This is a genomic window from Chloroflexota bacterium, assembly GCA_016235055.1.
Taxonomy (GTDB): domain Bacteria; phylum Chloroflexota; class Anaerolineae; order JACRMK01; family JACRMK01; genus JACRMK01.
Genome location: JACRMK010000046.1, coordinates 119,561 through 139,767, shown reverse-complemented (window position 1 = coordinate 139,767; position 20,207 = coordinate 119,561). Strand labels below are relative to the sequence as shown.

Sequence of the window (20,207 nt, the reverse complement as noted above, 5' to 3'; positions counted from 1 at the left end):
CTGCGTCTGCTGGCGGAGGACGAGTGGCACGTGTATTTCTGCCAGCATGCGCTGGGCAGCCTCAATCTACGCACGCACAGCACCACTGGCCATGTAACCTATGTCCCCGAACGAGTGTAAACCATGTCTCCGGTCCATACAGAAGCAAGAAGGGGCCCGCGTTTGCGGGGCCGTTCTATTGTGCCGTGGTCGTGGGGCGCCGGAAGTTGGCGAGGTAGACCTGCCGGCCGGTCGCGCCGAGGAAGAGCAGGATCGCCACGACGTTCAGCAAGCCGCCCCACTGCCGCGCCGGCACGCTGACGAGCAGGTCGCCCGCGATCCGCAGCGCGAGCGATGCGTGCAGCAGTCCGACGTGCAGGTAGTACGTCGAACGGTACGGCACGCTGAGGTGCATGACCGCCGGCAGGATAATCGGCATGTGCGCGAAGATCATGCTGAAGACGAAGCCGAGCAGGACGGCGTGCAGTTCGGCGTCGTACAGCAGTCCGGCCAGCACGCCGCCGAAGCCGATCGCCAGCACGCCCCCGATCGCCAGCCAGCCGTAGCCTAACAGCAGGCAGATGGCGATGTAGCGTGTGAGGCCGCTCCCGCGCACGGTGCGCCGCGCGACGTCGTTCGTAAACAGCCAGAGCGCGAGCGCCAGCAGGCCAACGCCCGCCAGGCGAATGCCGGCGTCGAAGTCAGCCAGCGTCACGCCGAGGCCGGCGAGGAGCACCAGCGGCCCGGCAACGAAGAGCGCGCGACGCCGGCGCGACGGTCGCAGCACGCGCCCCAGTTCCAGTCTTTCGCCTGCGATCGTCAATACGAGGAAGGCCATCCACCAGATGGCGGCGTGAAAGATGGCGGCGCCGGAGAGCCAGACCAGGTTGCCGCCCGCCCATGCGATGACAGCGCACACCATCGCGCCTGTGTGCATGGCCGTGTGGCGGCGCAGCATCCACAGATGGACGCCGACCGCCGCGAGGCTGCCGAGCGTGATGAGCGCCGGTCCCGCCGGGAAGAAACCGGTCAGCGTGGCCAGCGCACCGAGCGCGGAGAGCGCGGACGGCGCGTAGGCCCACGGGCGGTCCAGCGCCACCGCGCGCTCCAGGTTGACGAGCGTGCCGAAGAAGCCAGCTATCATCAGCGGGCCATGCGCGGCAACCAGCGTATCGAAGGACGGCCACTCCCAGCCGATGCGCGTTAGCGCGGCCCACAGGCCGGCCAGCAGTGCAAAGAGCGCCAGGCCAACCAGCAGGCGTGCGCGCGCCAGGGCCGGGATCATACCATCTTCTCGAGCGTCTGCCGATCGAGGATTACGATGCGGCCGCGCTCCAGGCGAATCAGCCCGCGCGTTTCCATGAGTTTCAGCGAGCGCGCCACCATCTCGCGCACGGTGCCGAGCCGCGCGGCCAGTTCCTGCTGCGTCATGGCATGCACGTCCAGTTCGCCGGAGGCCGCCTCGACCAGCAACTTGGCGAGCCGCGCCGTGACGTGGCGCAGTGAGAGGTCCTCGACCAGGCCGACCAGGTGCCGCAGGCGGTGCGCGAAGTTCTGAATAATGGCGTTCGCCATCGTCGGCCGGGTGCGTAGCATGTCAAAGATCAACTCGCGTGGCACAGTCCAGATGATGGACGGCGCCGCCGCGATAACGTGCGCCGGGTTGGGGCCGCCGTCGAACACCGCGACCTCATTGAACGACTGCCGGCCGGCGCAGTAGGTCAGCACCTGCTCGCGGCCATCCGCTGAAAGCTTGAAGATGCGCACCTGCCCTTCGCAGACGATATACAACCCGTCGCACGGGTCGCCTTCAAGGAATACGTTCTCGCCCTTGGCGAAACGCCGTTCGATCAGTTGCTCGGCCAAATACTCCAGATCGGCGTCGGGCAAGACGGAGAAATACGGCTGTTCACGCAGAATTTTGATGCGCAACGACAAAGACGTTGCGCCTTTGTGCCCTGCGCCTGTCGATTGGTGGTTGGCGCCCATAGTCACTTTTCCCTATACAGGCTATTGTACCGCAAAGCGAGGGCGTGGCGCAAAGGACAACGTGACAAATGACATGTTCGTTTCGGGACAATTGTCCCGTGAAGATGCCATGGGTCTGTGGGATACTCCCACCGTAGTTAGCGAATAGCCTTCTTCCCCCTCCCTCTCTCGCCCGACCCTGCTTTGCGGGGTCGGGCGAGTTGTTTTTTTCCGGCCGCCAGCCGCTTCGGGTTCGATTTGCGCGCTTTGGCCGGGCGCGGCGCGCGTTTGGGCGGCCGCCGCAGATCTTCCACGAACACAATCTCCAGCAGGCTGTCCGGCGCCGCCTTGGGCGCCGGGGATGCACACGATGCGTTTGTGCCCGCGCTTCTCGCCATAGGTCCTCCTGATCGTTCCGCACACGATGAGTGGATTGCGCGCCTTGCGTGTTCCCGGCATCGGCGGGCCGGACATTGCGCATTATGCCGGGCAGTCCGCAGCCGATCCGGCCAGTCAACTTGCGCCGATTATAGGTTTTTCAGGCCGCCTGGCCTATGAGAAAAGTCACATCGTCGCAGGTGACTTTTGTCACAGCCAAACACCTCCGGATGGGATATCTTGAAACGGAGTTAGCCAGTTTGTTTCAAGATACCGATTCCATCACTCAAGGAGGCTGAATTGGCACCGCTGTCATATCGAAGGGCCATCACCCGCCGGCGGGTCGTCGCCGTGCTGGTGCTGGTGGCCGCCATACTGCTGCTGCTGAACGCCTGTGAAACGGGCCCGTCGCCGGCCGGCGGGACCGGTTCCGTGGCGACCGGGCTGGCCGGCGACGCGGCCGCCCTCGCGAAGGAGCGCGGCCTGACCAACGACGACGTGTACGCCGCGCTCAAGACGTACATGCCGTCGGGCAAGACCGACCCGTACATCATGATTGCATCCGGCGGGCAGTCCGGGCAAGTGCTGGTGATTGCCGTGCCGTCAATGCGTATCCTGAAAGTCATCGGCGTGTTCACCCCCGAGCCATGGCAGGGTTGGGGCTTTGGCGGCTCCGGCAACGAGATCCTGAAGGGCGGCAACGTCAACGGCAACCCGGTGCTGTGGGCCGACACGCACCATCCGAACATCTCGGAGACCAACGGCTCGTATGACGGCCAGTACGCGTTCATCAACGACAAGGCCAACGCGCGCATCGCCGTGATCGACCTGCGCGACTTCGCCACCAAGCAGATCCTCAAGACGCCGAACGCGATCAACGACCACGGCGGCTCCTTCGTGACGCCCAACACGGAGTACGTCGTCGAGGGTCCGCAGTATGCCGCGCCGCTCAACTACGAGTACGCGCCGCTCGACCAGTACAAGGACAAGTACCGCGGCTTCATCACCTACTGGAAGTTCGACCGCCAGAAGGGCCGCATCGACATCAACCAGTCGTTCCAGATCGAACTGCCGCCGTATTTCCAGGATCTGTGCGACGCGGGCAAGGGCCCCAGCGACGGCTGGGCGTTCTGCAACTCGTTCAACACCGAAATGGCGACCGGCGGCGTCGAGAAGGGCCTGCCGCCGTTTGAAGCCGGCACGACCAAGAACGACACCGACTACCTGCACATCATGAACTGGAAGAAGGCCGAAGAGGTCTTCAAGGCCGGCAAGACCAAGAAGCTCAACGGCATCGCCGTGATCGACCTGCAGACGGCGATCAGCGAGAACATCCTGTACTTCACGCCCGAGCCGAAGAGCCCGCACGGTTCCGACGTGACGCCGGGCGGCGAGTTCATCGTCGTCGGCGGCAAGCTGGATCCGCATGTGACGATCTATTCGTTCGACAAGATTCAGGCGGCGATCAAGGGCGGCGGGTTTAACAAGGACGCCTACGGCGTGCCGGTGATCCCGCTGGACAAGGTGATGGAGGCGCAGGTCGAGCTTGGCCTGGGCCCGCTGCACACCGTCTATGACGACAAGGGCTATGCCTACACCTCGCTGTTCCTCGACTCGGCCGTGGCGCGCTGGACGCTCGGCGGCCCCTACGAGAAGAAGCACCCGGAGAAGGGCTGGCAACTGATCCAGAAGCTGCCGGTCAACTACAATATCGGCCACATCACGGCGGTTGAGGGCGACACGGCAACCCCGGGCGGCAACTACGTGGTTGCGCTGAACAAGTGGAGTATCGACCGCTTCGCCAACGTCGGGCCGCTGCTTCCGCAGAACTTCCAACTGGTGGATATCGGCAAGCCGGGCGACACGATGAAGGTGCTGTACGACATGCCGATCGGCATGGCCGAGCCGCATTACGCGCAGATCATCAAGGCCGAGCGGCTCAAGCCGTTCGAGGTGTATCCGGAAGTCGGCTGGAACGCGGAAACGATGTCTAAGGACCCGAACGGCATCACCGACCAGAAGGACGCCAAGGTAACACGCAACGGCAAGAACGTCGAAGTCTGGATGTCCGTCATCCGCTCGCACTACTCGCCGGAGTCGATCGAGGTTAACAAGGGCGACCATGTGGTCTGGCACCTGACGAACCTGGAGCGCACGCGCGATGCAACACACGGGTTTGCCCTCTCGGGTTACAATATCAACTTGAGCCTGGAGCCGGGCAAGACCGAGACGATCGAGTTCGACGCGACCATGGCCGGCACGTATTCGTATTACTGCACGGAGTTCTGCTCCGCGCTGCATCTGGAGATGTTGGGCTACTTCCTGGTGAAGCCGTAACCGTTTAACGTCGCGCAGGCAGACCGCGCGGGTGTTGAAGACCCGCGCGGTCTGCCCGGCGATCCTGCGACGGTCAGCCGGCAGCGAGCTACCGCCCCCTGCCGCTTGCCCGCCGCCTAGTCAGAAAGGAAGCGTGTCCATGAAGGCTATTCAGATCGACCCCGATGTCAAGGTGCTGCTGCCCGACGGCAGCACCCGCCCGCTGTTGACGTTCCTGATTCCCAGCGCGTGGCTGATGGCCGCCGCGGTACTGCTGATGGTCTCGGCCGTCGTGCCCTACTGGCGCATGACCCTCAAAGCGCCGCAGTACCCCAAGGGGCTGAAGGTCGACGTGTATATCAACCATATCCAGGGCGACGTCACCGAGATCGACGGGCTGAACCATTACCTCGGCATGCCCCCGCTGAACGATGGCGGCCAGTTCGAGCGCTCGATTTCGCTGCTGGCCGTGGTCTCGCTCGGCCTGTTGCTGCTGGCCACCATGTTCGTGCACAACCAGTGGGCGGCCTTGCTGGCGCTGCCGGCCATCGGCTTTCCGCTCGGCTTCCTGGCCGATCTCTTCCTGATACTTTACAACTACGGGCACAGCATCGACCCGAAGTCGGCGCTGGGCGGCGCGATCAAGCCGTTCACGCCGCCGCTGATCGGCGAGGGCAAGATCGGGCAATTCGCCTCGCTCGCCGAGCCGCAGCTCGGCCTGCTGCTCGCGTTCCTGGCGTCGGCGCTGGTACTGGTCGGGCTGTACACCCACCGCGCCGCGTACAAACCGATCGTCGAGGCGCGCTTGCGCGCCAAGGCGCAGGCCGTTGCAGTGGCGACTGAGCCGGGGACAGCGAACGGATGAGACGCCTGGCCGCCGCGCTGCTGCTGATCGCGTTACTCGTGGCTGGTGCGCAGACCGCGCACGCGCAGGCGCGGCTGGTCGTCTCGGCGCAGGGGCCGTATACGGCGATTCAGGCCGCGCTGGCCGATGCGCGCGACGGCGACACGATCGAAGTACGCGGCGGCACGTATGCCGGGCCGGTTGTTGTCGAGCGCCGCGTTGAACTGCTGGGCATCGACTGGCCGGTGATCGATGGCGGCGGGCGCGATACCGTGGTCAAGCTGGCTGCGGATGGCGCGATGCTGCGCGGCTTCGTCGTGCGCGGCAGCGGCGTCGAGCCAGACCGCGACGACTCGGGCATCACGGTGACGGCGGACGGTGTCACGATCGAGGGCAACCGGCTTGATGACGTACTGTTCGGCGTATTCCTCTCCAAAGCGGCCGACGCCGTCGTGCGCGGCAACGAGATCTCGAGCAAGGCGCAGTATGACACCGGCCGTAAGGGCGACGCGGTGCGCGTCTGGTACAGCCCGCGCGGGCTGATTGAGCGTAATCACATCCACGACGCGCGCGATGTCGTGTTGTGGTACGCCTCCGACATCATCGTGCGCGACAACCTGATCGAGCGCGGCCGCTATGGCGTGCACCTGATGTATTCCAACAATGCGCATGTCGAGCGCAACCGTGTTATTGGCAACTCGATCGGCATCTTCGCGATGTATTCGAAGGATCTGGTGCTGCAGGCGAACCTGCTGCGCGGCCAGCGCGGCCCGAGCGGCTACGCGCTCGGCTTCAAAGACGCCGACGGCCTCGCCGTGCTCGACAACGTGCTGGTGGACAACCGCGCCGGTTTCTTCCTCGACGGCACACCGTTCACCCCGCAGTCGCCCAGCCGCTTCCGTGGCAACATCGTGGCGTTCAACGACATCGGCGCCATTCTGCTGCCGGCCGTGAAAGGCAACCTGTTCGAAGGCAACACCTTCTGGGAGAACATCGAGCAGGTCGGCGTGCAGGGCGGCGGTCGGCTGGCGGCGAACCTGTGGGACGGCAACTACTGGAGCGATTACGGCGGTCTCGACGTGAACGGCGACGGGCTCGGCGAGGCGCCGTATCATTCGGATCGCTTATTCGACGGGTTGATGGATCGCGAGCCGATGTTGCGCGCGCTGCTCTACAGCCCGACCGTGCAGGCGCTGGAAATGGCCGCTACCACGTTCCCGATTGTGCGCCCGGAGCCCAAGCTCGTGGATGCGCGGCCGCGCGCGCTGCCCGCCGCCATCCCGCCGGACGCCATCGCGACGGCCACTAACCCGGCGGCCACGGCCGCCGCTGGAGCATTGCTTATGAGTCTCGGTATCCTGACGGGCGTTCTGGCTTTGCCGCGCTGGCGCGCAGCCTCCGGGGCGACCACGATGCAAGCGTATGCGGCATCATCCGATGCGAACGCGGCCGCCGCGATCCAGGTCGCCGCGCGCGCCGTTGGCAAGCGCTACGGCGCGGTGCGCGTGCTGGAAGGTGTCTCCTTCGATGTGCGGACCGGCGAGGCTCTGGCGTTGTGGGGCGCGAACGGCGCTGGCAAGACGACGCTGATCAAGGCGATCCTCGGCCTGATCGATTTCGACGGCGCGATTACGGTCGCCGGCCGCGATGTGAAGCGCGCAGGCAAGCAGGCTCGGCGCGCGCTTGGTTATGTGCCGCAGGAAGCGGCGTTCAACGATTGGAGTGTGCAGCAGACGCTGGAGTTCTACGCACGGCTGAAGCGCGTCGCAACGGCCAGGCGCATCGGTGCGCTGCTGGATCGCATGGGTCTGCGCGAGCATGCCGCCAAGCCGGTCAGCGCGCTGTCCGGCGGCCTCAAGCAGCGGCTGGCGCTCGCCGTGGCCCTGCTGGCCGACCCGCCGTTGCTGTTGCTGGACGAGCCGACCTCCAACCTCGACAAGCAGGCGCGCGCCGATTACCTGGCGCTGCTGGCCGAGTTGCGCGCCGAGGGCAAGACGATCGTGTTCACGTCGCATCGCTTCGAAGAAGTGGAAGGGCTGGCTGACCGCGTGCTGGTGCTTGATCAGGGCGTGCTGGCGGAGATCGTCACCCCCGAAGAGTTGCGGGCGCGCTGGATGCCGGAGGTCGAGGTGACGCTCTGGGTGGGCGAGGCGCAGCGCGCCGAGGCGCTCGCGGCCCTGCAGGCCGCCGGATTGGCCGCGCACCTGAACGGGCGCGGCACGATCGTGTGCAGCGTGCCGGCCGGGGAGAAGATGCGGCCGTTCGAGACGCTGGCTGCGTGCGGCGTGCATGTGGCAAACTTTGAGGTGGAGCGGGGGCGCGCATGGAGCTAAACATTGTCTGGATCCTCGCACAACGCGAGATGCGCGAAGCGCTGCGCAACCGCTGGCTGGCGTTCTACGCCGTGGCGTTCGCTGCGCTGGCATTCGCGCTCTCGCAGGCAGGCATGGCCGCATCGGGCTATGGCGGGCTGGGCGGCTTCGGGCGCACGGCTGCCAGCCTGATCAACGCGATTCTCTTGTTCGTGCCGCTGATCGGCTTGAGCGTGGGCGCGCATGCCATCGCCGCCGACCGCGAGCGCGGCACGCTCGGCTATCTGCTGGCGCAGCCGGTGGGCCGTCCCGAGGTATTCCTGGGCAAGGCGCTCGGCGCGGCGCTGGCCGTGTTCGTTGCGCTGGGGTTGGGCTTCGGCGTGGCGGGTTTCGGCATGGCGCTGAGCGGCGGCGGCGACGCGTCGGCCTACCTGGCGCTCGCGGGCTGCACGCTGCTGCTGGCGCTCGTTTCGCTCGGCTTCGGCTTCATCATCAGTGCTTTGACCCGCAAGGCGGCGACCGCGCTCGGCGCGGCGCTGATCGCATGGCTGGGGCTGGTCTTCTTCGCCGACATGGGGCTGATCGCGGCAACGCTGGCGCTGCGACCCGCGCCCGAGATGTTGATGTGGATGCTGGTGCTGAACCCGCTGCAGATCTTCAAGCTGGAAGCGGTCTACAGCCTGCGCGCGACGCTCGACACGTTTGGCGCGGCCGGCCAGTACGCCGCCTATGCGTTCGGCGCGAGCCTGCCGTTCGTGCTGGCCGGTCTGCTGGCGCTCTGGATCGGGCTGTCGTTCGGCGCGGCCTATCTGCTGTTCAACCGGCGGAGCGACGTATGAAGCGCGCGCTGATGCTCTGCGCGTTATTACTGTGCGCGCCGCTGTCCGCGTGCGCGTCCGGCGACGGGCAGCCGGCGCCGCCGTCGATCGCGTACGGCCGCGACCTGTGCGAAAGTTGCAGCATGCTGATCGACGAGGCGCGCTTCGCGGCCGCCACGGTGGAGCTCGGCGGCAAGGCGCACAAATTCGACTGCATCGACGAAATGCTGGTCTTTCACATGGATCGGCCCAATTTGCAGGTTCAGGCCTATTTCGTGCATGATTACGGCACGCAAAACTGGATCCGGGCCGAAAAAGCGCGCTTTGTGCAGAGCCCGGACATCCGCGCGCCGATGGGCAAAGGCATCGCCGCGTTCGGCGATCAGCAGGCGGCCGAATCGTACGCAGCGAGCCTGAAGGCGCAGATTATGAGCTGGGACGAATTGCGCGCCTACGTGCACGTCACAGGGCACGGCGGTTAGCCAATACCACATCCATCAAGAGGAGCAAGTCAATGAAGAAGCAGTTTGCGCTGATCGTGAGCCTGATCACTGCGGCCCTGCTGGCGCTGACCGCCTGCGGCTCGCCGTTGCCGCCCGCCTCCACCGGCGGCATGCCCGTCGCGTCGAGCGGCGGGGGTGCGGTCAAAGTGTCGGCCGGCGCCCAGAAGTACGCCAGCCTGAAGGGCGAAGCGGACAAGGGAAACAAGATCTTCCACGGCACATGCAACGCCTGCCACGGCGACGACGCCAAAGGCAAGGTCGGGCTGGGCAAGAACCTCGTGGTAAGCCCCTACTTGAAGGGCATCTCGGATGCCGACTTCGTGCTGTTCGTGACCAAGGGCCGCCCGGCGAGCGACCCGGCGAACACGACCAAAGTCGACATGCCGGCCAAGGGCGGCAACCCGGCGTTGAGCGACCAGGACCTGGCGGACGTGGTCGCGTACGTGCGCAGCCTGCAGCGCGCAGCGAAATAAACGGGACGCAGGGCACACGAGCGGGGCTGTGCACATGCGGCGCCCGCTGCCTGCGCCTGCGCCGGTCAATCGTCACGCGCAGAACGGGGCACTCGCCTCTTATCGGCCTGCGCCCGCGAAATAGAATGGCAGCAGTAATCACGTATATGGAGGCGAGGGGCAGATGAGCAAGAACGTTGCGCGCCAGAACGGCAGGCCATCGCTGCTGGCGCCGGCGCTGATCGGCGGCGCCGTTATGCTCGCGCTGCTGGCGGTCGGGTTGGTCGTGCTGAACAGCGGTTCGGGCGGCGGTGGCGGCACGCCGCAGTTATCGGTCGATCGCGAGCGGATCGACTTCGGCAAGGTGCCATTCAACAAGATGGTGCGCGCCGAGTTCAAGGTACAGAACACCGGCGACGGCACGCTCGTGCTGGATTCGTCCGCGCCGATTAAGATCTTGCAGGGTTGTTGACCGCCGCTTGCGGTCGTCGGTACGACGACACTCAAGCCCGGCCAAAGCACGACCCTGTCCACTGAGTTCACGATGCACGAGGGCATGGACGGCCCGCATCTGTTCGAGTTGACGCTGAAGACGAACGACCCGCAGCAGCGGGACAAAAAGCTCTACATCGCGTCGAACTGGGTGCCGCCCGGCACGCAGTAGCCACGAAGCAGTAAAAATAGCGCGCAGACCGAATTGGTCTGCGCGCTGTCGTTTGCCTGCCAAGACGAATTCAATCAAAGAACGCTCTGCGCGATTCGCGGCTCGCCTGTCGATCGGGAGAAGGCGCTGTCCTGTTCGCGCAAAGAAACGTCGATCCGCGAATGTGCGGCACCCAATCCGATTAGCGGGAATTCGCGTTATTCGCGGATAAATACACGCGCGGCACCCGCGCGCCGATTCCGGTCAGGATCTCGTACGACACGGTCCCGGCCCAGCCGGCGACCTCCTCCGCGCTCAACTCCGCGTCGCCCTGCCGGCCGATCAGCACCACCTCGTCGCCCTCCTGCGCTTCGCACGCATCGGCATCGACGACGATCTGGTCCATGCTGACGCGGCCAAGGATGCGTGCCCGGTGTCCGCGCACCAGCACCTCGCCCTTGTTGGACAGTGCGCGCCGCACGCCGTCGGCGTAGCCGATGCTAACGAGCGCAACGTGCATGTCGCGCGGGGCGACAAACGTGCGTCCGTAGCCGACGCTTGTGCCGCGGTGAATGGCGCGCACGTAGGCCACGCGGCTCTTGAGGCTCAGCGCCGTCCGCAGATCGGCGCACTGCGTAAACGCGCTGTTCGGGCAGATGCCGTACAGCGCGATGCCTGCGCGCACCAGGTCGAAGTGGTAGCTCGTGGCGGCCAGAATGCCGGCACTGTTGGCCGCGTGCACCAGTGGCACGGCGATGCCCGCGCGCCGGATATCATTCAGCGCGCCCTCGAAGCGCGCGATTTGCAGTTGCGCGAACGACGGGTCGGCCTCGTCGGCGGTGGCGAAGTGCATGAAGACGCCGTCCAGCCGCAGTCCATCCATGCGCGTCAATGCCTGCGCGGCGCCGATGGCGTCGTCGAGCGGCACGCCGAAGCGCGACATGCCGGTATCGATCTTCAGATGCACGGATGCAGTCGTGCCGGCGGCCTGTGCTGCGTCGGCCAGCGCCTGCGCAAACCTCAGGGAAGTGATGCTCACCACGAGTTGCGCGTTTACGGCTGCCGTCGCTTCGGCGGGCGCGATCGGGCCGAGCAGCAGCACTGGCGCATCCAGCCCGGCGGCGCGCAGTTCGACGCCCTCGCTCACACGCGCAACGGCCAGCCAGGTCGCCCCGGCGTCAAGTGCGGCGCGCGCCACGGGCACTGTGCCATGCCCGTAGGCGTTCGCCTTGACGACCGCCATCAACTGCGTGCCAGGTTTGAGCGTGCTCTTTAGCACCTGTACGTTGTACGCGATGTTCGCGAGGCTGACCTCGGCCCACGCGCTCGGCTGCGTATCGGCTTCGTTATTCAACGGCTACTCTCCTTCCGGGTGACAATCACAGCCGGGTCGCTCGCACTCCGGCGTCGTGCTATATAAGCGCGCAAGGATATGCCGGTTACACGCCACAAGGCGGTATGCCACCTCCGCCAATTGCGCGGCCAGCGGCAGGTCAACCAGCCGCGCCAGCCACGCATAGCCGGGCAGTTCGCGCAGGATGCGCGCGACGGCCGCCGCGCCCGCGTACCGTGCGCCGCCCGGCTCAATCGCCCAGACCGCGCGGTCGGCCTCGGCTTTGGACAGCCCGATCGCCTCACGCAGCTCGCGATGCTGGCTGGGGAGCACCCGCACACGGCGGGCCGCGTCATGGGCGCGCACCCAATCGGCCTGGCGCGTTCAGAACCCTCACCAGCCGTCGATGATTACGAGCAGCGTGTGTCCGGCAAACAGTTTGTGATTGTTGGTCATAGGCGCATGGTTCTTCAATTGTCATTGCGAGCCGCCGCAGGCGGCGAAGCAATCTCTGGCCCCGCGCCGCATCGAGATTGCTTCGGCGGCTCCGCCGCCTGCTCAGAAACTTCGACACGCGAGGTTGTCATGCCGGCATGTAGTTAGCCGGCATCCACGCCAGCATCTGGCGCGCATGCTGGCCCGTGGTACGCCTGCCTGGATTCCGGCCTTCGCCGGAATGACGGCTTGGAAATGCGGCGCATCAGTTTCTGCACTCACGCATCCTGCGCGGCGGGATGGAATTCTCGCAATGACGGGTTGGTGCAGGCGTCACTCCTACAAGTCGTCCGCCAGATCGCGCCAGGTTGCGTTCGCCTCGGCGATCAGGTCGAGCTTCTTCTGCCGTGAACCGCCTTTGATTTGTTTCTCCCGCGCGATGGCGCTTCGTGCGTCATCGAATGATTCATAGTACACCAATTTGTGCGTGCGGTACTTCCGTGTAAAGGCGCTGCCTTGTCCGTGACGATGCTCTCCGACGCGGCGGGCCAGGTTGTTAGTGACACCGGCATGGAGCGTTGTGTTGGCCTGGTTGGTCATAATGTACACGTAGAACTGCCTGGGCATACTTCGGTCCTAGATCGAGGCTATGTTGGCGCCTCTCTTCACAGCGTGATGGGAGATTGCTTCGGCGGCTGGCGCCGCCTCGCAATGACGCGATAGTGTGGCGCGCCCGCAGTCCGTCATTGCGAGGAGCACCGTATGCGACGAAGCAATCTCTCCATCCCGATCTGCAATCAGATTGCTTCGTCGGCAGAAACCGCCTCCTCGCAATGACGTCAAAGCAGTGTCCCGCGCCATGACGTTTTGCCGCCGATGTGCTACAATCGCCTTTGCCAGCGTGCTGATTGTAGCATCACGCCGCGCGACCACGCAACCAGGAGACGCATCCATGACCGGAGCCGAAATCCTCGTCGCCATGCTGCAGGCGCATGGCGTGGACACCATCTTTGGACTGCCGGGCGACACCGGCGTTGCCTTCTACGACGCGCTGCGCGACCAGTCTCAGATCCGCCACGTGATGACGCGCGACGAGCGCTCCGCGGCGTTCATGGCCGACGCGTACGCGCGCCTGTCCGACAAGCCGGGCGTCTGCGAAGGGCCGTCGGGCGGCGGCGCAACGTACATTCTGCCCGGCGTCGCCGAGGCGCACCACTCGTCGGTGCCGTTGCTCGTCATCACCAGCGACAACGCGCTCAGCATGGAGCACCAGGGCGCGCTGACGGCGCTCGACCAGGAGGCGCTGTTCCGGCCGGTCACCAAGTGGAGCGCGGCGGTCAAGCGCGCCGGCCTGATCCCGCACATGCTGCGGCGCGCCTTCCGCCTGATGACGACCGGGCGCTGTGGCGCAGTGCATCTCTCGTTCCCCAAAGACATCCTCGACAAGCCCGTCGAGGTCGCCGACATTTACGCTGATCCAGCCTGCGCGCATTATCCGTCGTACCGCACACGCCCCGATTCGGCCATGGTGGCGCGTGCCGCCGAGAAACTGGCGTCTGCGGCGCGCCCGGTCATGATCTGCGGCGGCGGCATCCACGCCGCGCACGCCTACGCCGAAGTGCAGGCGCTGGCTGAACTGCTCAATATGCCGGTCGCGACCTCGATCAACGGCAAAGGTTCGATTGCGGAAACGCACCCGCTCGCGATCGGCGTCGCCGGCGCGAACGGCGGCCGCGCGTTCACGCACGACTTCATCCGTGAGAGCGACCTGATCCTGTTCGCGGGCACGCGCGTCAACTACGTGACGAGCAACGACTGGACGGTACCGCCCAGGGACTACCGTGGCGCGATCATCCAGATCGACGTGGACGGCGGCGAGATCGGCAACAATCTGCCGGTGACCGCCGGCCTGCAGGGTGACGCGCAAATGGCGCTGCGCGACCTGATCGACGCGCTGCGCGGCTGCGATTCAACTTCGCGGGCGGCTGTGCGCGAGCGGATTGCGCGCGCGACGGCGGCCTATTGGTCTGGCGAGGCGGCGAAGCAGGCTTCGGATGCGCGCCCAGTGCGTCCGCACCGCATCATGCGCGAACTGCTGCGCAACCTGCCGGCCGACGCCGTGATCGTGGCCGACCCCGGCACCGCAACGCCGTTCGTCGCCGCGCAGTACCCGCTGGCGCAGGCCGGCCGCCGCACGGTGATCCCGCGCGCGCACGGCGGGCTGGGCTATGCGCTGCCGGCCTCGCTCGGCGCGTCGTATGCGCGGCCCGACCAGACGATCGTCTGCCTGACCGGCGACGGCTCGTTCGGTTTCTCGGTCGGCGAGTTGGAAACGATCGCGCGCATGAACCGCAAGATCGTCGTTATCCAGTTCAACAACGGCGCCTTCGGCTGGATCAAAGAGTTGCAGCACCTGCATCACGGCGACCGCTTCTTCGGCGTCGATTTCCTGCGCCAGGACTGCGCGGCGATTGCGCGCGGCTTCGGCTGGCTCGGCATCCGCGTGGAAGACCCGCGCGACTTCGAGCCGGCGTTGCAGGAAGGGTTGAGCGCGTCGACGCCGGCGTTCATCGACGTGGTAAGCGCGGACCAGATCCTGGAGACGCCGCCGGTGATCGGCTGGCAGGTCGCGGAACAGCGCCGGGCGCAGGCGGGCTAGCGGCCGCGATGCGCACGTTTGTGGCGATCGAACTCGATGCGGGTGTGAAAGACGCGCTGGCCGCGTGCCTCGCGGCGATGCAGAGAGCGGCCCCGCCCATGCGCCTGAAGTGGGTACCGCCTGCGAGTCAGCACCTGACGCTTCAGTTCCTTGGCGAGATCGAGCGCGGCGACGTGGCAGCCGTTTCAGCGGCGCTGCGGGCGGCTGCCGTCAGCATCACGCCGTTTGATATGGCGTTGACGGGTCTCGGCTGTTTTCCAGGTTCTACGCGGCCGAACGTGCTCTGGGTCGGTGTGGCTGAGCCGGGTGGATCGCTGGCGCGCTTGCAGCAGGCGGTCGCCATGCAGTTGGCCCCGCTTGGCTTCGAGCCGGATCACGGCGCGTTCAAGCCGCACCTGACGCTGGCGCGGGTGCCGCGCGACGCCTCGCCGGGCGACCGCCGCGCGCTCGGCGAGTGGTTCATGCGCCAGCCGCCGCCGGCGCCGCAGAGCCAGCGCGTGACAGCGATCCACCTCATGCAAAGCCAGTTGTTGCCCGGCGGCGCGCAGTACACGGCGCTGGAGACGCTTGATTTGGCGCAACCCAGAGGCGCGAAGCCGTCTGCATAGAGCACCCACCGTAGGCTTTGCGGCAATTCGGCCGCTTGCGATAGAATGAAAGCCGAAGTACCGACCGTTCAACGCTTGACGACCATGTTGCGGAGCGCAAGGAGCAGGCTACATGCATTACCTGGCTGACCGAATCACCGTGAATCCTGAGCAATGCGGAGGCCGCCCTTGCATTCGCGGCATGCGCATCCGGGTAAGCGACGTGCTGGACTTGCTGGGCGCCGGCCTCAGCGCTGAACAAGTGCTGCAGGAACTGCCCGACCTCGAGATGGCCGACGTGCTGGCCGCGATCAGGTTTGCGTCGAGCCGCGTGGATCATCCGGTGCTCGTTGCGGCATGAAAATCTGGGTTGATGCGCAATTGTCGCCTGCGTTGGCGGCATGGTTGGCGCACCAGATGGGTATCACTGCAGAAGGCGTGCGGGCGCTTGGGTTGCGCGACGCCTATGATCGCGACATCTTTTTTGCAGCTCGATCCGCTTCGGCCATTGTGATGACAAAGGATCGCGATTTCGTGGATTTGGTGAATCGCCATGGCGCGCCGCCGCAGGTGATCTGGATCACCTGTGGCAACACCTCCAATGCGCGCCTGCAAACAATCCTGCTGGATATGCTCCCGCGTGCATTGGCGTTGTTGGAGAGCGGCGAGACGGTCGTCGAAATCACTGATCCGTGACGTATCACTCGAATACAAACAAGGACAGTATCATGACCAATCAAGACATTTTCTTTGCCACGGCGACCGAGTTGAGCCACCTGCTGCGGCGCAAGCAGGTCTCGTCGGTTGAACTGACCAAACTGTTCCTCGACCGCCTCGGCTCGCTGGGGCCGAAGTACAACGCGCTGGCGGAGTTGACGCCCGGCCTGGCGCTGGCGCAGGCGCGCAAAGCCGACCGCCTGCTGAAGAGTGGTGACGCGCCGTCGCTGCTGACCGGCGTGCCGTTCGGCGCCAAGGACCTGCTGGCGACCAAAGGCATCCCGACCCGCTGGGGCATCCCCGGCTATAAGGACCAGGTCTTCGACTATGACGCCACGACGATCGTGAAGCTGCGCGAGGCGGGCGCGGTGCTGATCGGCAAGCTGGGCATGGTCGAACTGGCGGGCGGCGGCGGCTACGAGTACGCCAACGCCTCGGCGACCGGTCCCGGCCTGAACCCGTGGAACCTCAATCACTGGGCGGGCGGCTCGTCGTCCGGCTCCGGCAGCGCCGTCGCGGCCGGGCTCGTGCCGTTCGCGCTCGGCTCGGAGACGTGGGGCAGCATCACCACGCCGTCGGCCTACTGCGGCATCACCGGCCTGCGGCCGACCTGGGGGCTGGTCAGCCGCTACGGCGCGATGGAACTCGCCTGGCGCATGGACAAGGTCGGGCCGATGGCGCGCAGCGCCGAGGACTGCGGCCATATACTGCAAGCGATCGCCGGGCGCGATCGGCTCGACGCGACCACCGAGCGCGACGGCTTCACGTTCAAGCCGCGCGAACCGCGCCGCGCTTACCGCCTCGCGGTCCTGCCCGCCGATTTCAGCGGCGAGCCGGAGCTGGAGCAGGCATACAACGACGCGCTCACGGTGCTGCGCAAGGCCGGCGCGAAGCTGGTGCGCACCGATCTGCCGGACTACCCGTACAACGATATCGCCCGTTTCCTGATCGACGTCGAAATGGCGGCGGCGCATGAGGAGTTGATCCGCAGCAACGTGCTCGACACGCTGGTGGACGCCGGGCAGAAAGCGGGCCTGCGCCGCAACCTGACCAAGCCGGCCACCGAATACGTTCGCGCCCAGCAGCAGCAGGTGGCGGCGACACAGGCCGTGCTGCGCATGTTCGAGGAATACGACGCGTTCGTCTCGCCGATGCTGGTCATCGAGTCGCCGAGCCTCGACACGAACCTGCAGACGGCGTTCCGCAAGCGCGGCGGCTACAGCATGCTCGGCGCGCTGTGCGGCGTGCCGCAGATCACCGTGCCGATGGGTTTCGGCGGGCGCGGGTTGCCGGTCGCACTGTCGTTCACGACCAACCGCTTCGAAGAGCAGAAAGCCCTTCGCCTGGCGATGCTTTACCAGCGCGAGACGGACTGGCATACGAAGCACCCGCCGGAAGCGGCGTAGAGCTATACGGGCGCGGATTCTGCGGGGGACTGCTCTTCTTCCATCTGGAGCAGGAAGTCCGGCGCGAAATCCGCGCCCGTATGCCATGCGACCGTTCCCGAATCACGATCAAGATAGGCGCGCGCGAACTGCGCCGGATCGCGCAACGGCTCAAACACCGGACCGTAGAGTTCCCGGCGCAGATTGACGCGTTTTCGCACGCCGTTGTCGAAAACAAGCTCGAGCGAATGCGGCCCGGCCACGCGGACACTCGTCACATGAACAATCATAAGCCCTCTCTCAGTCAGTCCAGTGGCAGAACTGGCAACAACGGCAATCCGGCGCGCGCAATGGCCGCATCGTTGAACCGTGTCTACCGCATCACAAAATCCACTTTGTTGTTTCGGAAGTGGCTTCGCCATCTTTTGACAATTGAAGCCAGGTGGTACTTTGCACGCGGGTTACTGTCGCGGAAACTTGCCCACGATTCGAAATGGCTTGGATTGGCTAAGTTCGCAGCGATAATCTGCCTTATGTCTCCATTTTCGTGATAGACGCGAATTTCGATCCGGCCATCGCTCTTCTCTACTACGCCGTACAGGTCCTTGTTGTCGCCGAACATGATCTCACCCATTTTGCCTTCCGATTCTTTGAGTAGCATCATTGCCCGTGCATGCGCCCCTATTATGAGCGTCGTGCTGTAGCTATCAAAACGCCCTGTTTAGCGCTATAACGCCAAATATCAGCCATCGCCTCAATGGGATTTTTGCGCTTCACCTTGTCCTGCGCTATAATATTTACCTGCCGGGGCGTAGCGCAGTTCGGCTAGCGCGCATCGTTCGGGACGATGAGGTCGGTGGTTCAAATCCACTCGCCCCGACTCAGGCAACAGGGAGGACGGTTCATTGTGACTGTCCTCCTTTTTCTATTTCTACCGCTTCAGGAGACCTCCATATGAACGTGACCAACAGCCTCGAACGCAAAGTCGTCTCGATCGTGGATGCACGCTTTGATGACACCATCGATTTCTTGCGTGCACTGGTGCAGCAGCCGAGCGTGCTCGGCCGCGAGCGCGGCGTGCAGGACGTGGTCTACCGCCGCCTGCAGTCGATCGGCCTGCCCGCCGAGATGTGGGACTTGGATCTCGACGCGCTGAAACAGCACCCCTCCTTCGGCCCGCTCGATCTCTCATACAAAGACCGCCCGAACGTGACCGCCGTCTGGCCGGCGGCTGCATCCGGCGGGCATAGCCTGATCCTCAACGGGCACATCGACGTGGTCAGCCCGGAGCCGCTCGCCAACTGGACGCACGACCCGTACGGCGCGCAGATCGAAGGCGAGTGGATGTACGGGCGCGGCGCCAACGACATGAAGTCCGGTATTGCGGCGATGCTGCTGGCGGTCGAGGCGGCGCGCGCCTCCGGCGCCGGATTGCGCGGCGCCGTGACGATCGAGAGCGTCATCGAGGAAGAGTGCACCGGCAACGGCTCTCTCGCCTGCGCCCTGCGCGGCCTGACCGCCGACGCCGCGCTCGTCACCGAGCCGACGCGCATGACGGCCGACCACGCCACCATCGGCGTGATCTGGTTCCGCGTGCGCACGCGCGGGCGCGCCAGCCATGTGCTCGCCGCCGAGAGTGCGATCAACGCGATCGAGAAGATGACGCCGGTCATTGCCGGCCTGCGCAAGCTGGAAGCGGAACTGAACGCCGAGGCCAACCACCCGCTCTACCGCAACCACCCGCACCCGATCAACCTCAATATCGGCGTGATCCAGGGTGGCGACTGGCCGTCCACCGTGCCATCGGCCTGCACGATGGAGTGCCGCCTGGCGTTGCTGCCCGGCGTCACCGTCGCCGAGACGCACGCGCAGGTGCGAGCCGCCGTCGCGTCCGCCGCGCAGTCAGATCCCTGGCTGAAGGAGAACCCGCCGGTCGTCGAGTTCTTCGGCTTCCGGGCCGACCCGTCGGTCTCCGACCCGGGCGCGGCCGCCTGGCAGGTGCTGGAGCAATGCCACACCGATGTCAATAACACGCCGCTCGTCTGGCGCGCCAACACGGCCACGACCGACCAGCGTTTCTTCATCAATAATCTCAAGATCCCCAGCACGAGCTACGGCACATGGGGCGAGAACGGTCATGCCGGTGAGGAGCGCGTGAACATCCCCAGTATCCGCGAGGCGGCGCGCGTGATCGCGCTCTACCTTATGCGCTGGTGCGGCACGGCCGAGTAACGCCCGCCCGCGAAAAACAACAGACCCGCAAGCAGCGCGCTTGCGGGTCTTTCTTTTTCAGCCGGGCCTCGGATTGCCGTCGGCGTCCACCGTCCAGAACGGGTTGTGCGCCACCTCCCACAGGTGCCCGTCCGGGTCCGCGAAGTAGCCGGAGTAGCCGCCCCAGAACACCTTCTGCGCCGGTTTAATGATCGTCGCGCCGAGCGCGGCCACCGTGCGCAGCACCTCGTCCACTTCCGCATCGCTCGCGACATTGTGCGCCAACGTGATGCCCGCGAAGCCGCTGCCCGCCGCCGCGACCGTCGCGTCCTCGGCCAGTTTCTCGCGCGGGTACAGCGAGAGCACGACGCCGCTCAGGTTGAAAAACGCGACATCGTCGCCGTCGGCGGCGGTCGTCGGCCAGCCCAATCCGTCACGATAGAAGCGCAAGGCGCGCGACAGATCTGCAACGCCCAGCGTGACCAGGGAGATGCGTGGTTTCATGCCAGCCAGCATACTCGCGCTGCGCCGCCCCGCCAAATGCGATATCTGGCCGCAGCAATTCTCAATTTGGCTTTGTACGGGTACTTTCCAATGCCGCTTGCGATGCGCTGGCTCTCAGGCGCTTGTCGCGCAAGCTGGCCCGCCGAAAAAGTGGCGCTACCCT

21 protein-coding genes and 1 tRNA gene are annotated in these 20,207 nt (G+C 65.5%); 14 read left to right on the top strand and 8 right to left on the bottom strand.

Going from position 1 to position 20,207, the window contains the following annotated elements:
- Positions 1-175 precede the first annotated feature (175 nt).
- Together HZB53_11260 and HZB53_11255 are read right to left on the bottom strand one after the other, a co-directional pair.
- Positions 176-1,264 carry a hypothetical protein gene (locus HZB53_11260; GenBank protein MBI5878219.1) on the bottom strand — a complete coding sequence of 363 codons (1,089 nt, stop codon included), beginning with the start codon at positions 1,262-1,264 and terminating at the stop codon, positions 176-178.
- Positions 1,261-1,917, bottom strand: coding sequence for a Crp/Fnr family transcriptional regulator (locus HZB53_11255; protein ID MBI5878218.1), 657 nt, complete (start codon positions 1,915-1,917; stop codon positions 1,261-1,263). Before HZB53_11255 ends, HZB53_11260 begins: the two co-directional genes overlap by 4 nt.
- Positions 1,918-2,847: 930 nt before the next feature.
- Here HZB53_11255 and nosZ point away from each other — a divergent pair.
- From nosZ to HZB53_11220, 7 genes are all read left to right on the top strand, one after another.
- Positions 2,848-4,662 (top strand): Sec-dependent nitrous-oxide reductase, encoded by a 1,815-nt coding sequence (nosZ, locus tag HZB53_11250; GenBank protein MBI5878217.1) that lies wholly within the window; start codon positions 2,848-2,850, stop codon positions 4,660-4,662.
- A 139-nt stretch (positions 4,663-4,801) separates the two neighbouring features.
- Positions 4,802-5,506 (top strand): cytochrome C, encoded by a 705-nt coding sequence (locus HZB53_11245; GenBank protein MBI5878216.1) that lies wholly within the window; start codon positions 4,802-4,804, stop codon positions 5,504-5,506.
- Positions 5,503-7,818: a nitrous oxide reductase family maturation protein NosD gene (gene nosD / locus HZB53_11240; GenBank protein ID MBI5878215.1), complete on the top strand. Its 2,316-nt coding sequence runs from the start codon at positions 5,503-5,505 to the stop codon at positions 7,816-7,818. The genes HZB53_11245 and nosD overlap by 4 nt, the downstream gene beginning before the upstream one ends.
- Positions 7,809-8,636, top strand: a complete 828-nt coding sequence (locus HZB53_11235) for an ABC transporter permease (GenBank protein ID MBI5878214.1) — start codon at positions 7,809-7,811, stop codon at positions 8,634-8,636. Before nosD ends, HZB53_11235 begins: the two co-directional genes overlap by 10 nt.
- A complete protein-coding gene (locus HZB53_11230) occupies positions 8,633-9,097 on the top strand; it encodes a nitrous oxide reductase accessory protein NosL (GenBank protein ID MBI5878213.1) in 465 nt (154 codons plus the stop codon). Before HZB53_11235 ends, HZB53_11230 begins: the two co-directional genes overlap by 4 nt.
- Positions 9,098-9,129: 32 nt before the next feature.
- A complete protein-coding gene (locus HZB53_11225) occupies positions 9,130-9,591 on the top strand; it encodes a c-type cytochrome (GenBank protein MBI5878212.1) in 462 nt (153 codons plus the stop codon).
- Positions 9,592-9,754: 163 nt separating this feature from the next.
- Positions 9,755-10,042 (top strand): DUF1573 domain-containing protein, encoded by a 288-nt coding sequence (locus HZB53_11220; GenBank protein MBI5878211.1) that lies wholly within the window; start codon positions 9,755-9,757, stop codon positions 10,040-10,042.
- Positions 10,043-10,415: 373 nt separating this feature from the next.
- Here the strand turns inward: HZB53_11220 and HZB53_11215 are convergent, their stop codons facing one another.
- The 3 genes from HZB53_11215 to HZB53_11205 form a co-directional block, all read right to left on the bottom strand.
- Positions 10,416-11,567 (bottom strand): alanine racemase, encoded by a 1,152-nt coding sequence (locus HZB53_11215; GenBank protein MBI5878210.1) that lies wholly within the window; start codon positions 11,565-11,567, stop codon positions 10,416-10,418.
- Positions 11,568-11,570: 3 nt separating this feature from the next.
- Positions 11,571-11,912, bottom strand: coding sequence for a DUF393 domain-containing protein (locus tag HZB53_11210; protein ID MBI5878209.1), 342 nt, complete (start codon positions 11,910-11,912; stop codon positions 11,571-11,573).
- Positions 11,913-12,320: 408 nt separating this feature from the next.
- Positions 12,321-12,608, bottom strand: a complete 288-nt coding sequence (locus HZB53_11205; GenBank protein ID MBI5878208.1) for a GIY-YIG nuclease family protein — start codon at positions 12,606-12,608, stop codon at positions 12,321-12,323.
- 325 nt (positions 12,609-12,933) lie between these two features.
- Here HZB53_11205 and HZB53_11200 point away from each other — a divergent pair, with 325 nt between their 5' ends.
- The 5 genes from HZB53_11200 (at position 12,934) to HZB53_11180 (ending at position 17,350) form a co-directional block, all read left to right on the top strand.
- Positions 12,934-14,640: a thiamine pyrophosphate-binding protein gene (locus HZB53_11200; GenBank protein ID MBI5878207.1), complete on the top strand. Its 1,707-nt coding sequence runs from the start codon at positions 12,934-12,936 to the stop codon at positions 14,638-14,640.
- 8 nt (positions 14,641-14,648) lie between these two features.
- Entirely contained in the window at positions 14,649-15,248 is a 600-nt protein-coding gene (thpR, locus tag HZB53_11195) for an RNA 2',3'-cyclic phosphodiesterase (GenBank protein ID MBI5878206.1), read from the top strand.
- A 112-nt stretch (positions 15,249-15,360) separates the two neighbouring features.
- Positions 15,361-15,588, top strand: coding sequence for a DUF433 domain-containing protein (locus HZB53_11190; GenBank protein ID MBI5878205.1), 228 nt, complete (start codon positions 15,361-15,363; stop codon positions 15,586-15,588).
- Entirely contained in the window at positions 15,585-15,923 is a 339-nt protein-coding gene (locus HZB53_11185) for a DUF5615 family PIN-like protein (protein ID MBI5878204.1), read from the top strand. Before HZB53_11190 ends, HZB53_11185 begins: the two co-directional genes overlap by 4 nt.
- Before the next feature lie 32 nt (positions 15,924-15,955).
- Complete coding sequence (locus HZB53_11180; GenBank protein ID MBI5878203.1) at positions 15,956-17,350, top strand: amidase; 1,395 nt, start codon at positions 15,956-15,958, stop codon at positions 17,348-17,350.
- Between the two features lie 2 nt (positions 17,351-17,352).
- Here HZB53_11180 and HZB53_11175 read toward each other — a convergent pair whose 3' ends face one another.
- Both HZB53_11175 and HZB53_11170 read right to left on the bottom strand, forming a co-directional pair.
- Positions 17,353-17,619: a DUF2442 domain-containing protein gene (locus tag HZB53_11175; protein MBI5878202.1), complete on the bottom strand. Its 267-nt coding sequence runs from the start codon at positions 17,617-17,619 to the stop codon at positions 17,353-17,355.
- Between the two features lie 83 nt (positions 17,620-17,702).
- The gene (locus HZB53_11170; GenBank protein MBI5878201.1) at positions 17,703-17,963 is read right to left on the bottom strand and encodes a hypothetical protein; all 261 of its coding nucleotides are present in this window, start codon (positions 17,961-17,963) and stop codon (positions 17,703-17,705) included.
- Positions 17,964-18,134: 171 nt separating this feature from the next.
- Here HZB53_11170 and HZB53_11165 point away from each other — a divergent pair.
- Both HZB53_11165 and HZB53_11160 read left to right on the top strand, forming a co-directional pair.
- Positions 18,135-18,209: transfer RNA gene (locus HZB53_11165), tRNA-Pro, on the top strand.
- 74 nt (positions 18,210-18,283) lie between these two features.
- A complete protein-coding gene (locus HZB53_11160; GenBank protein ID MBI5878200.1) occupies positions 18,284-19,561 on the top strand; it encodes an ArgE/DapE family deacylase in 1,278 nt (425 codons plus the stop codon).
- A 57-nt stretch (positions 19,562-19,618) separates the two neighbouring features.
- Here HZB53_11160 and HZB53_11155 read toward each other — a convergent pair whose 3' ends face one another.
- Positions 19,619-20,044: a VOC family protein gene (locus tag HZB53_11155; GenBank protein ID MBI5878199.1), complete on the bottom strand. Its 426-nt coding sequence runs from the start codon at positions 20,042-20,044 to the stop codon at positions 19,619-19,621.
- Between the last annotated feature and the right edge of the window lie 163 nt (positions 20,045-20,207).

Excerpts from the sequence above, each read along its gene's own strand:
- HZB53_11170 (MBI5878201.1), bottom strand. The coding sequence starts at position 17,963 with ATGGGTGAGATCATGTTCGGCGACAACAAGGACCTGTACGGCGTAGTA.
- HZB53_11260 (MBI5878219.1), bottom strand. The coding sequence starts at position 1,264 with ATGATCCCGGCCCTGGCGCGCGCACGCCTGCTGGTTGGCCTGGCGCTC.
- HZB53_11200 (MBI5878207.1), top strand. The coding sequence starts at position 12,934 with ATGACCGGAGCCGAAATCCTCGTCGCCATGCTGCAGGCGCATGGCGTG.
- HZB53_11220 (MBI5878211.1), top strand. The coding sequence starts at position 9,755 with ATGAGCAAGAACGTTGCGCGCCAGAACGGCAGGCCATCGCTGCTGGCG.
- HZB53_11180 (MBI5878203.1), top strand. The coding sequence starts at position 15,956 with ATGACCAATCAAGACATTTTCTTTGCCACGGCGACCGAGTTGAGCCAC.
- HZB53_11230 (MBI5878213.1), top strand. The coding sequence starts at position 8,633 with ATGAAGCGCGCGCTGATGCTCTGCGCGTTATTACTGTGCGCGCCGCTG.
- thpR (MBI5878206.1), top strand. The coding sequence starts at position 14,649 with ATGCGCACGTTTGTGGCGATCGAACTCGATGCGGGTGTGAAAGACGCG.
- HZB53_11205 (MBI5878208.1), bottom strand. The coding sequence starts at position 12,608 with ATGCCCAGGCAGTTCTACGTGTACATTATGACCAACCAGGCCAACACA.
- HZB53_11225 (MBI5878212.1), top strand. The coding sequence starts at position 9,130 with ATGAAGAAGCAGTTTGCGCTGATCGTGAGCCTGATCACTGCGGCCCTG.
- HZB53_11175 (MBI5878202.1), bottom strand. The coding sequence starts at position 17,619 with ATGATTGTTCATGTGACGAGTGTCCGCGTGGCCGGGCCGCATTCGCTC.
- nosZ (MBI5878217.1), top strand. The coding sequence starts at position 2,848 with ATGCCGTCGGGCAAGACCGACCCGTACATCATGATTGCATCCGGCGGG.
- HZB53_11235 (MBI5878214.1), top strand. The coding sequence starts at position 7,809 with ATGGAGCTAAACATTGTCTGGATCCTCGCACAACGCGAGATGCGCGAA.
- HZB53_11185 (MBI5878204.1), top strand. The coding sequence starts at position 15,585 with ATGAAAATCTGGGTTGATGCGCAATTGTCGCCTGCGTTGGCGGCATGG.
- HZB53_11160 (MBI5878200.1), top strand. The coding sequence starts at position 18,284 with ATGAACGTGACCAACAGCCTCGAACGCAAAGTCGTCTCGATCGTGGAT.
- HZB53_11245 (MBI5878216.1), top strand. The coding sequence starts at position 4,802 with ATGAAGGCTATTCAGATCGACCCCGATGTCAAGGTGCTGCTGCCCGAC.
- HZB53_11190 (MBI5878205.1), top strand. The coding sequence starts at position 15,361 with ATGCATTACCTGGCTGACCGAATCACCGTGAATCCTGAGCAATGCGGA.
- HZB53_11155 (MBI5878199.1), bottom strand. The coding sequence starts at position 20,044 with ATGAAACCACGCATCTCCCTGGTCACGCTGGGCGTTGCAGATCTGTCG.
- nosD (MBI5878215.1), top strand. The coding sequence starts at position 5,503 with ATGAGACGCCTGGCCGCCGCGCTGCTGCTGATCGCGTTACTCGTGGCT.